8 protein-coding genes are annotated in these 11,835 nt (G+C 44.5%); all 8 read right to left on the reverse strand.

What is annotated here, in order from left to right:
- Positions 1-2: 2 nt before the first annotated feature.
- The 8 genes from NYE25_RS07560 to rhaB all read right to left on the reverse strand — a co-directional run bounded on the left by NYE25_RS07560 (position 3) and on the right by rhaB (position 11,831).
- On the reverse strand, positions 3-2,342 hold the full coding sequence (locus NYE25_RS07560; RefSeq protein ID WP_341145579.1) for a DUF5682 family protein: 2,340 nt from the start codon (positions 2,340-2,342) through the stop codon (positions 3-5).
- On the reverse strand, positions 2,342-3,436 hold the full coding sequence (locus NYE25_RS07565) for an ATP-binding protein (protein ID WP_341145580.1): 1,095 nt from the start codon (positions 3,434-3,436) through the stop codon (positions 2,342-2,344). Before NYE25_RS07565 ends, NYE25_RS07560 begins: the two co-directional genes overlap by 1 nt.
- Before the next feature lie 6 nt (positions 3,437-3,442).
- Positions 3,443-5,320, reverse strand: a complete 1,878-nt coding sequence (locus NYE25_RS07570; protein WP_341145581.1) for a HEAT repeat domain-containing protein — start codon at positions 5,318-5,320, stop codon at positions 3,443-3,445.
- 48 nt (positions 5,321-5,368) lie between these two features.
- Positions 5,369-6,808, reverse strand: a complete 1,440-nt coding sequence (locus NYE25_RS07575) for an SWIM zinc finger family protein (RefSeq protein WP_341145582.1) — start codon at positions 6,806-6,808, stop codon at positions 5,369-5,371.
- Positions 6,809-6,915: 107 nt separating this feature from the next.
- A complete protein-coding gene (locus tag NYE25_RS07580; protein ID WP_341145583.1) occupies positions 6,916-8,010 on the reverse strand; it encodes an NADH:flavin oxidoreductase in 1,095 nt (364 codons plus the stop codon).
- Positions 8,011-8,174: 164 nt separating this feature from the next.
- Positions 8,175-9,020, reverse strand: coding sequence for a rhamnulose-1-phosphate aldolase (rhaD, locus tag NYE25_RS07585; RefSeq protein WP_042128469.1), 846 nt, complete (start codon positions 9,018-9,020; stop codon positions 8,175-8,177).
- Positions 9,021-9,069: 49 nt separating this feature from the next.
- A complete protein-coding gene (gene rhaA / locus NYE25_RS07590; protein ID WP_341145584.1) occupies positions 9,070-10,326 on the reverse strand; it encodes an L-rhamnose isomerase in 1,257 nt (418 codons plus the stop codon).
- 38 nt (positions 10,327-10,364) lie between these two features.
- Positions 10,365-11,831 carry a rhamnulokinase gene (rhaB, locus tag NYE25_RS07595; RefSeq protein WP_341145585.1) on the reverse strand — a complete coding sequence of 489 codons (1,467 nt, stop codon included), beginning with the start codon at positions 11,829-11,831 and terminating at the stop codon, positions 10,365-10,367.
- Between the last annotated feature and the right edge of the window lie 4 nt (positions 11,832-11,835).

Raw genomic sequence — 11,835 nt, forward strand, 5'->3', positions numbered from 1 at the left:
CGTCATATATCTCCAAAGTCAAATTCATTCAAATCCTCAATCATCTTCGCTTCGGCCTCCTTCAGCTCACCCGTCAGAATCTCAGCAGCCTGCTCGGTGTTCACACCCCACAACTCCCCTAGAAGTTCGGCAATCATCGTCTTTTCTCTTCGTTCAAAGGTGCTGAAAGCACGCCGTAAAAATACTAATGCACGTACAAATTCTTCATCATCTAATGAATTAATATACTCATTCAATTGTTCCCACAGACTTAATCGAGACAACAGTACATATCGATTACGCATAGACATCCCTTCGAACCAGCCTGCTCCAAGTTCTGCGGGTATACCTGGCGACAGGCGCCTCGATACTTCTTCTGAACATTGCTGTGCAGTCATCGCATTACGCTCCAATAAAATGGAACACGCCACTCCAGATAAACGCGGATTGCAGTCATCCCTCTCTGACAAGTGTTTCAGCTCTTGTATCCACAACAGCTCATCTACTTCCTCACTATGCGCAATAGCTGCCTGATTCAGTATGTTCATAGCTTTAAGCATCTCACCTGAAGCCTCATCGTTACATTGGCTCGCATCCAGCAAGAACAGACAGGCTCGTCTGAACAGTTGTTCAAGCAAAGGAATGAGCGGCTTGGTATCGATCCGTCGAACATCGCCATATTGAATCAGAAGAGATAACTCATGAATGGAAGCAGCAATCTGCACCACATCTCGAGTATCAACAGCTAGACGCTGAAGCGTCTGCCGTCCCGCTTCCATCTGGTGTATCATTCCACACTCATAAGCCGTTCGAATAAGTGCTGACGCTTCCGCAATGGTACTGCTGCCATCTAATTTTTGTTGCAATACATAAGCTGAAGCAATCTCAATTGTTTCCCCAAGTAGCGTAGATTCAACGACCTGGATCTCAACTTCAGGAGACCACTTCATTACCCAATGCTCTGCCCACGTTGCGCCAGTCTGACCACTTGCTCTTATGTTCACTAGATCGATCCCAAGTAATCTGAGCCTATGAAAAAGAAAGGAACGATTTAAGTCTAAATAAGCTGCTTCCTCAGAAGACACTCTTCGGTTCTCTCGGAGATCTAGTTCAAGATCATTTGCCACTGGGGTTTTATATTTCTCAAGCTTCAAGCGCTTTAATTGCCGATTCAGATCATCTTGAATCGGCGTCTGACTAATCCCCTCTGCCAACTCACCAATAGCAGTACCGATATCCGTACGAGCAAGCGCTTCTGCGATCACACTAAGCTCTCCACGCCCCAGTAAAGTCAGCGCAGCATCTCTTAGATCTCTTAACGTCGGAGCACTTCCACCGTGAAGGGCAGCTAATGATTCAGCTAAGCGAACGGCTTCGATAATTTCCGCTGTGGAACGGTGTGTCCCTGTATTACGCAAGTATCTGGCTACGGTAGACAGATAATGATTCGGCAAGTCTTCAAGTGAGCCATTCATCATACGTTCCCACATCATTTGATAATAATGAGGAGCGAGGTTACCTGCTCCATAGCCAGACAAAGAAGATAACTTATAGTACGTGTAGGGCATAAGTGTTAGCTTCGAATTTAGAGAAGGAAGAGCATCTATTTCCTCATCCGACATACCAGATGCCAGATCAGCAAGCGCCGCTGCATGGTATGCTCCACATACAACAACGATCTTATTTGGTTGATGGCCAGCAGCGATTGTATCCTGAATCTGACGACGCATATAAGCTTCACGTATCGTATTGTGTGCATATTCTACTACGTTGTTATGTCTCTCATTTTCTTCAGAAATCTGACGCATTTGGGATGAGAAAGAAATAATTGCTTCCTGATATGCACCCTTGTTAGTGTTGTGTTCGAAATTGCGCTCCCAATACATATCATAATCAAGCTCACCAGCCAGCTCAGCTACTCTATCATATAGAGATGCTTCTTCAGGAGCCTTCTCACCTGTATTGTTAACTTCAGATTCATCGCTCTGTTCAACAGAATCTCTACTTTTGGTTCGTATATCCTGTAACGCGATGACCACTGATGAAGGTAAATCTATAAAAGCTGTATAAGCCCCTTGCTGCTCCGCCCATCTCATCGCTTGATATTCTGGGGAATATAGCGCAAGCGGCCAAAGGGCTGTACGCACAGGAACTTCCTCCGTAAAAGCTAGAATGGCAATAGGAGGTTTGGTTGTCATGTTGATGACATGGCGAATCTCAGGTGTGGCATCCGATGGACCCTCAATTAACACAGCTGTGGGCTCTATTTCATGAAGGAAGCTCAATAGATGCTGCGCACCACCAGGAGACAAATGCCGCACCCCAAAAATATGCACGCCTGCTCCAGTAGTTTCGCTCTCCACTAGTTCATCTCCTTACAAGCCGTATATAACCCCCGCCAATCTGCGCCACGTTTTTTCATAATATTGTCGAGATACTCTCTCCAGACAAGTTGATCCTTATCATCATCTTTCACAATGGCACCTTGCAGCCCTGCGGCCAGATCTTCGTCCGTCAGTTCTCCATTACCAAAGCTTGCGGCCAGCGCCATACTATTCGTTAAGAGCGAGATCGCTTCAGCTGTGGAAATCACACCTCCTGGAGACTTCACTTTCTCCTTCTTATCCAATGTCATCCCGCTACGTAACTCACGGAAGATGGTCACGACCTTATGTAAAGCTTCGTCTGCAGGGAGCGCCGCTTGCAAATCGTAGGAAGAGGCAATTTCACGAACCCGTTTCTTCACAATCTCAACTTCAGTATACAAATCTGCAGGGGCTGGAAGGACGATAATATTAAACCGTCTCTTCAAGGCAGTTGACATGTCATTTACACCACGGTCTCTCGTATTAGCTGTTGCAATGATCGAGAAGCCTTTGCGCGCACTCATCTCCTTACCTAGCTCAGGAACGGATATCGTCTTCTCCGATAAGATGGATATCAACGCATCCTGTACCTCAGATGCACAACGAGATATCTCCTCAAAACGTGCAATGCCCCCATCCTCCATCGCTCGCATAATGGGGCTCTTCACTAGCGCTTCCGGCGTAGGGCCTTGTGCAAGCAGCATTGCGTAGTTCCACGAATAGCGCACCTGCTCTTCACTCGTACCCGCAGTACCTTGTACGACAAGTCCTGATTGTCCATATATAGCAGCTGATAAATTCTCAGATAACCATGACTTTGCTGTACCCGGCTCACCGATTAACAGCAGCGCACGATCAGTTACCAGCGTGGCTATCGCCATCTCTATTAATCGCTTGTTACCAATGTACTTAGGTGTAATCTCGGTATTCCCTGCTTTACCGCCAACGATAAACTTCAGTACAGATTGGGGCGACATCTGCCATCCTGCTGGAACCTTACCTGTGTCCGCTTTACGAAGCGCTTCCAACTCATGCTCATACAATCTTTCTGCTGGAAGCCTCATAATATCTTGTAATAGTTCTTGACTCATCGGTAGCTACACCTCTTCTATTGGGTTTGATGGTCCTTGCATGAGACGAATGACATACTCAAGTTGTTCTTCTGCAACCTCACTAAATCGAGGTAGAACAGTTATTATTCGACTCGCAAAACTCGCTGGAAGCTGACATAGCTGTTCAAACGTATACGGTTCAATTAATCGACATTCTGTATTTCTATCATCTTCCAAAGCCACTAGGAGAGCTTCTTGCAAGCGTTGTTTACCTATCCCTGTACGTGCTAAGCCCATCAAGAGAATATTGGAAAACCGATGTCGGAATTCAGGATTATCGGTCAATTTACGAAGCAAATACTGCATTGCTTCGGCATGTCCCGGCCTTGCAAAGGCACTTACCAGTTCGTATTGATCCAGCTCTATAAAAGCGTCAAGCCACCGTGAATCCCATTGAACAGCCAGTACCTCGGGCGGCTGCATTTCGACCTTATACATATATTGAATCAGGTCTACAGGTGAATTCCAAACTGCATCATAAGTTCCATGATATCGTTGAACTACAACTTCAGATATGGTGCGTAGCAGTTGCTGCGCCATTGAAGAAGCATGGCTAGTTGAAGATGGCGCATAATGCTTTAGAACTTCAACATATTGTTCATACACACGCTCTGGTGACAAGTAGAGATACGCATCTTTAAAAACATCATTCACATATCTTCTATTGTTTCTATAGTAGACAAGATCACGCTCAAGTGTTTGCTGTAATATACGTCTCGCTTCGATAGAATCTATCTGTCTAAAATAGGAGTTTGCTTCCTCGATCAATGAATTCCACTTTAGCTGATTCATATATAATGGATACTGCTCGAGAACATTAAAATATAGTTTCTCTAGTTCAGGACTGCGTTTGTAAGATAAAACCCGAAGATACTGGACTACCTTATTCCATAATCCGTCTTTTTTCTTCGTATCGCCCATAATCTCTGAGACAGTTTGAAGCATATCTGATAACTCTACAACAAGTCGTTTTGTGAGCTCTTGGGCTTGACATTGTCTCAATGCAGGAACTACAAGTTCACTATCTTTTCCCGTAAACGCCTCATGCAGCCGATTCACCACATTTACCGAGTCGCTCTTAGCCAGCGCATTATAGGCAGCTTCGCGAATCTTTTTCTTCTTATCTGTACTCCAAGCCAGTAATTCGATTTCATATTGTCCCTGACCTGCGAGCAGAGAAATAGCCATGGCTCGAACATCTTCTGATCCTGAATCTGCAGCTTGATAGATCAGATCCTGAACGCTATCACCACCTAATACTGCGATCACGTACAGCTTTCTCGTCTCTACTATTCCTCCAGCAGGATCAAATTGATCGATAAGGATCGGAATAATCTGAGGCCCATAAGCTGGCAGGATCTGCTTCATCACAAGCTCGGCGATCTCAACATATGGATCTTGGAGGGCTGCTAACGCGGGATGAATCATTCGAAGATCTTGAAACAATCCTGTCTCAAAAGCTTCCTTGATAATCTCATATCGTCCTCCCCCACGAGTCTTTAATGCCGTCTGTACCGCTGACAGCTTACGATATGAGAACTGAGTAGGCAATCTCACCGGATGGACTTCCACCTCAAGCAGTTCACCATCAGGCGAAGTCGCCCCCTGTGTATATAGCACCGAGCTAAGCAGCACGCTGAGCTCCTGTAGGTTCTGAGCAGAGTAAGATCCCTCGGAATGATCTGGTTCAATGACCGCAACGATTCCCTCTCCTAACCTTTTGAATATGGGCGCACGTTCACCTAACTGTTGAAACTGTGGCAATAGCCGCTTTAAGCGGAAATCCTCAGCAGCGAGCTCACTTCCAGCTATATACAGCCGGTTTACTTCTTGATGAAGCTCTTGTAGTAAAGCTGTACTCATGGATATTCCTCCCAAAGTTTATGTGAATCTTATGTTTTCTTAATTTTTTTAATATAAGAGACGGATCATCTCCATCCCTTTGATAAGGGTTAACGGTTGTGCTTTCAATCGTCCTGTATCGAGTTGATGTTCAAACATAAGCAGCATCGTAGTATCCGATAATTCTTCGAGTGTAAAGTATTGTAACAGTGCAAGTGTATCCTGCTCGAGTGCTACTATTTGGTCTAACACCAAATGCTGGCCCGATTCGTCCATAATGACGAACTGATCTTGCTGAGATTTGCTAATCTTATTCACATGCAGCAGCAACACAGGATTCTTGTCCGCTAGCGGATTCTTCAACTGATTTTTTATCTGCTTGAAGCTGTCGGAATAAGAATGAACTGCCTTAGAAGCGATCCACTCTACATCCTGATTAGTCAGAGGCCGTGTTGACATATTCTCGAAACGAACTCTCCGGTTCCGGTCACCAGGATAACGATAGAAGGAAGGAATAAGTGCAACATCAGTGAAGCTATCTTCTTCATGAATATATTTAGCTGCTTTATAAGGACGATATTGGAGCGTACGATGTATATCACCTGTAGATTTTTCTATCCAGTAGCCGAGGTCTACATATTCCTGTCTAGCTTCATCATCATAGCTGAGGAATGAAAGCTGGATCAGCTCTACATCCGAGCTCATCAGACCGCATTCCTTAAGCTCCGTTAGCTGCCAAGCATGACCAAGCCATTCTTCAATCGTAGATTCATGATTCAAAGACATATCCGGATCTTCCAGCTTCATTGTTAGATGAGCGCGCCCTTTCTTAATGAACGCATGAATTCGGGTTAGCTGCTCTATTGCTAATGAATAAGTTTTCTCACGATTGTCAGAAGAAGAGAGCAATAAAGCTAATCGTCTTAATTCAATTTGTGCACCAGTTAAATAATAATTGCCCATCATCTTCACGTGCACCTGAATATCCTTTACACCTTTGGCGTCTATTGTTCCAAGTCCTGCACGTATAAGCGATTGGGTCAATTTCTCCAATACAGCCAAGCCCTCCAGTTGAGCTCCAATCTTTTTCTTAAGTGCGGACTTGTTCACTTTCTTGGGCTTAACATTAGCCCCTTCCGCAGCAAGCTCAGATTTTCGTTCTTCACGCTTACTCATCTTCTCTCGTTTAACAGCAAGATCTTCAGGTATCGTTGCAGATACGAAAGTCTCCTTGCCTACATAGGCATATAGCAATCCGAGGACATGCTTGCAAGGAATCTGCCTACTTGGACAAGTACAACGCATCACCGGTTTGTCAGAAACAACAAAATCAGCAGAAGGATAATAGTTGCTGCTACCGCTACCACCACATTCACCAAACAGAACCACGCCGTCTTCCGACTGATTCAAATGTACGAATCGTCTCTTCTTAACTAGTCCTTGCCCGTTCTTAATTGCTGCACTGTTCGGTGCTAGAGTATCTATGAAGACTTCTGTGATATCTATCAACCCATATCCTCCTTACCTATTACGCTTTTTAATATCTATGATAATATTAGCCCTTAATGAAAATTATTCTAAAAACAGAGCTGTCCATAACCCGCTGTTCTTTCCCTTTAGTATAGAGTTTTTGTCGATTCAGCCGTGAATGGAATGATCTCGTCTATTGCTCCACTTTGAACTTTGGCAGGCCAAGCCGGATCGCTAATTAATGCTCTGCCAACAGCAACCAAATCAAATTCCTCACGGTCCATTCTTTCTAGTAATTCATTAATGTTATCTTCTGTCTTCTGAGCTGAGTCTTCTGCAAAAAAATCACTGTGAAGACCGATAGAACCCACCGTAATTGATGGTTTCCCCGTGATTTTCTTGGTCCACCCTGCGAGATTAAGCTCAGATCCCTCAAATTCAGGTTGGCTGAAGCGACGAGTGGAGCAGTGGAAAATATCAACGCCAGCATCGCTAAGTGGAGTAAGGAATCTTTCGAGCTCATCTGCATTTTTTGCCAGCTTCTCATCATAGGCACCCAATTTCCATTGAGAGAAGCGTAGCACGATCGGAAAATCTGGCCCAACCGCTTTACGGCACGCTTCAATAACCTCTACTGCAAATGTAGTTCTACCAACCAAATCGCCACCGTAACGATCAGTACGTTTGTTCGTTCCTTCCCAGAAGAACTGGTCTATCAGATAACCATGTGCACCATGAATCTCGATACCATCAAAACCCACTTTTTTCGCGTTCGCTGCTGCTTGAGCAAATGCTGAGACTAAGCCTTCAACTTCAGCTGTAGTAAGTGGCTCTGTCACAGGTTCTCCTGCTAAATTCAGACCAGAAGGGCCAATAGGAAGGGCTTCAACATTTGGACCTTCCCCTATAGTTCGCGCCATTCCCACATGCCATAATTGGGGTATGATCTTACCTCCAGCTGCGTGAACTTCTTCTACTACCTGCTTCCAGCCCTCTAAAGCTGCTTCTTCATGTATATTGGGAATATTGGCGTGGCTGACTGCCGAAGGATGATTAATAGCTGTACCCTCGGTAACGATCAATCCTACTCCACCCTCTGCCCGTCTACGGTAATATGCGGCAACATTACTTCCTGGTACACCATCCGGTGAGTATACCCGAGTCATCGGCGCCATGACGATTCGGTTTGACAGCGAAAGATTCCCCACTTGAATAGGTGAAAATAATAGCTCAGTGTTCATACATATTACCTCCAATTGATTATTTGATTACTTTAAGTAAGGCTAATTATCTCCCCAGAAGATGGAAAATGCAAATTTTTAAGATCTTTATGTAGGAAAAAATCATAAAAAAACGGACCCCGCAAAATCTGCGAACGCCCGGTTTTCATTCCATTACGAACTTTTTAAACCTCAAGAATACCAGCTTTTGGAGTTACTCCAAACGCCTTAGCTAAATCCCACAGTTGCTGATCTGTGATCTTTTGCTTAATTTCTCTTCCACCAATCAGGTTGTAGATCGTAGCAGCCTTTTCTACAGTCTCTACTAGACCAAAGGTGGCATCCATAGTGGAGCCAGTGCCGAAAATCCCGTGCTGCGGCCAGATCACTAGGCGGTGATCCTTCATTTTCTTCGCGGTTTCGCGGCCAATTTCGCTGCTGCCAGGAACAATCCATGGAATGACACTAACACCATCTGGGAAAACAACAAGGCACTCTGTGCACATTTCCCAAAGCGTCTTCGTAAACTTCAATTCATCCAGATCATGCGTGAAGGTCATCGCGATAACATTCGTAGCATGTGTATGCAGTACGATACGGTGCGTAGGGTCCACCTTCAGTCGCTCAATATGGCTCATGAAATGGGAAGCCAATTCACTAGTAGGTACAGCACCGTTCCGTAATCCCCATAACACTTCTACGCTTTCACCATTGGCACTAACACGAAGCACACCGAGATTGGCTTCCGGGTCTTTGATCACATTTCTAAAATACTTGCCAGAACCTGTCACGATGAAGTATTTGCCGGCTAATTCTTTTACAGGGAAGGTAAGTTTAATGGTGCGTAGTGGCTCTAGAACGTTAATATATTTAGCAACCTCATTCTCATCCAGCAGATAGCTGACATTACCGCCATTCAGCTCATCCCAGCCAAGCTCCCACATATGACGGGTAATCTCTGACATTTCCTGAATAAATGGAGCCTCACTACTGGCAATATACCCTTTGGATTCTAATACAGATGTACTCATTGTCAATCTCTCCTTTGTATATGTTGCTCTCCACATCCACTCTAACACTCTATCTTGCAGACAGAACTTCCTGCTCATAACGCTTTACTTCAGCCAGCCATTGCTCCCTAACGGGTGTATCTTGTGATGCACAATAGTAATCCCACACGGCTCCAAACGGATACGATTTGAATTCTTCCACCAACGCTAGTCGTGAAGTGTAATCACCTATCTGCTCGATTTGCTTCAATTTTTCCACCGGTTCGAGCATTGCGCGAAGTAACGCCTTAATGGTATTGCGTGTACCAATCACCCAAGCAGCGATATGATTAATACTGCCATCAAAGAAATCAAGTCCGATATTCGTTCGGGAGAGTAAATCCCCACGTACCAATTCACGGGCGATTTCCAGCAGCTCGTCGTCCATAGTTACAACGTGGTCACTGTCCCAACGGACGGGTCTGCTTACATGCAGCAGCAGCTGCTCACTAAACATAAGAATCGAAGATAGCTTATTTGAGATCATCTCAGTAGGATGGAAATGTCCGGCATCCAAACAGATAGCTTTGCCGCGAGTTAAACCATAGCCCATATAGAACTCATGTGAACCAACCACATAACTCTCAGAACCGATTCCGAACAATTTACTTTCTACAGCATCAATATTATAGAGAGGATCTATTTCCACACTAAAAATCTCATCCAGTGACTCTTTTAACCGCACTCTTGGAGCTAAACGATCGACTGGTGTATCTTTATATCCATCTGGTACCCAAAAATTAGTCACGCAAGGTTGACCCAGTTCTTTACCAAAATGCTCGGCAATCGTCCGAGAAGCCTTACAATGCTTAATCCAGAAGTTACGAATCTCATCGTCCGAGTGACTTAGCGTAAAACCGTCTGCAGCTTTAGGATGTGAGAAACAAGTAGGGTTAAAATCAAGTCCCAGCCCCCGCTCCTTCGCCCAGTCTACCCAAGATTTGAAATGGCGTGGCTCCAATTCATCTAAATCAACTTTTTCATCTGTATCTGCATAGATCGCATGTAAATTTACTTTGTGCTTGCCTGGAATGAGGGATAATGCCTTTTCTAAATCTTGGCGCAATTGATCTGGCGTGCCAGCTCGACCGGGATAACTTCCTGTTACTGCTATTCCCCCGCTTAGTTCTTTATCTTTAAAAAGAAACCCTTGTACATCATCGCCCTGCCAGCAATGGATGGAAATCTTAATTTGCGCGAGCCGCTCCAGCACTTTCTCCACATCAATCCCATGGGCTGCGTATAATTTTTTGGCTTCATTATAGCTAGTGATAATACTCTGATCCATGCTGTAGTTCCTCCTAAAATCATATAGCATAAGTTTAATTAGATTTGATGTTGTATTTTGGACAACTGAAGCTCTTTCCAGCGATTTAGAATGTCTTCAAGATGAGCGGTCGGGCGCGGTGTATACGACTTTATCTCAAATGATTCAGCGATAATATCTCTTGCTTCATTAATATCAGTTATGCTTCCCGTGCTAATCATCTGCACCACTATATTACCAAGTGCTGTGGATTCCGTTGGGCCAGCCTTAACTTCTCTGCCTATAACATCAGCAGTCAGTTGGCATAACAGACTGTTGTTAGCACCTCCACCCACAATCTGCAGAATCTCGATTCGGCTTTCTATTAGTTCTTCTAGTTCTTCCAAGTAAGTACGGTACGATAATGCCAAGCTGTCAAAAATACAGCGAGCCAACTGACCTGGCGTCTCAGGAACAGGCTGCCCGCTCTCTGCGCAGGCATTACGAATCTCTTCTATCATATTTGAAGGATTGAGAAATCTTGGATCATTACAGGAGATCAGGCTCCGGAAGCCTTCTTCTCCTTGTGCAAGCTCTGCTAGCTCCGCAAAGCTATAACGATCGTCCATTAGCCTGCGAACCTCTTGGATGAGCCAAAGGCCCATAACATTTTTGAGGAATCTATAGCTTCCGTATGCGCCCCATTCATTGGTATAGTTGGCCTTCATGGCCATCATAAAATTGAGTGGCTGAGTTCGTTCAACACCGAGCAATGACCATGTTCCACTGCTGATATACGCGGAGTCTCTTTGAAGAGGAGCACCCAGCACTGCAGAAGCTGTATCATGTGTGGCTACACAGATCAGTTGGCAATCCGGAATATCATATTCCTGAAATAGTGCTTCATCGAGGGGGCCAATAATTACTCCAGGTTCAGTCAATGTAGCGAATTGATCTCTTTTAATATTCAGAAAATCCAACAGGTCATCGTCGAAATCTCGACTCTCTAGATTCAATAGCTGAGTTGAAGATGCGTTAGTAACCTCATTGATCTTGCGACCCGTTAATCTGTAATACAAATAATCAGGCACGAGTAAGATTTGATCCGCTTTGGCTATTTCTTCTTCACTGTGAACATAAAGCTGATACAACGTATTAAATGATAACTGTTGAATACCCGTCTTTTCATATATAGTTTGAGGAGAAATATGCTTAGCTACCTCTTCCATAGCCTTATCAGTTCTACGATCACGATAAGCGTATACCTCTTGAATACGTGTTCCCTCTGCATCCACGAGTACATAATCTACAGCCCATGTATCTATACCCAGTGTACACGCTGTAATGCCTTGCCCTTTGGCTTTCTGAAGCCCTGTAATGATCTGATCGAATAAATAATCGATGTCCCAAAAACAAGAATTCTCCTGTTCTGTAAAACGATTGCTAAACCGATGAAGCTCCTCTAAGATGAGGACGCCCTCTTGCAGTATTCCGAGTACTAACCGCCCACTGGAGGCACCAATATCAACGGCGATATGATTATTCATAAAG

Source organism: Paenibacillus sp. FSL E2-8871 (assembly GCF_038000345.1).
Classification (GTDB): domain Bacteria; phylum Bacillota; class Bacilli; order Paenibacillales; family Paenibacillaceae; genus Paenibacillus_AQ.

Excerpts from the sequence above, each read along its gene's own strand:
- NYE25_RS07580 (WP_341145583.1), bottom strand. The coding sequence starts at position 8,010 with ATGAACACTGAGCTATTATTTTCACCTATTCAAGTGGGGAATCTTTCG.
- rhaA (WP_341145584.1), bottom strand. The coding sequence starts at position 10,326 with ATGGATCAGAGTATTATCACTAGCTATAATGAAGCCAAAAAATTATAC.
- rhaB (WP_341145585.1), bottom strand. The coding sequence starts at position 11,831 with ATGAATAATCATATCGCCGTTGATATTGGTGCCTCCAGTGGGCGGTTA.
- rhaD (WP_042128469.1), bottom strand. The coding sequence starts at position 9,020 with ATGAGTACATCTGTATTAGAATCCAAAGGGTATATTGCCAGTAGTGAG.
- NYE25_RS07570 (WP_341145581.1), bottom strand. The coding sequence starts at position 5,320 with ATGAGTACAGCTTTACTACAAGAGCTTCATCAAGAAGTAAACCGGCTG.
- NYE25_RS07565 (WP_341145580.1), bottom strand. The coding sequence starts at position 3,436 with ATGAGTCAAGAACTATTACAAGATATTATGAGGCTTCCAGCAGAAAGA.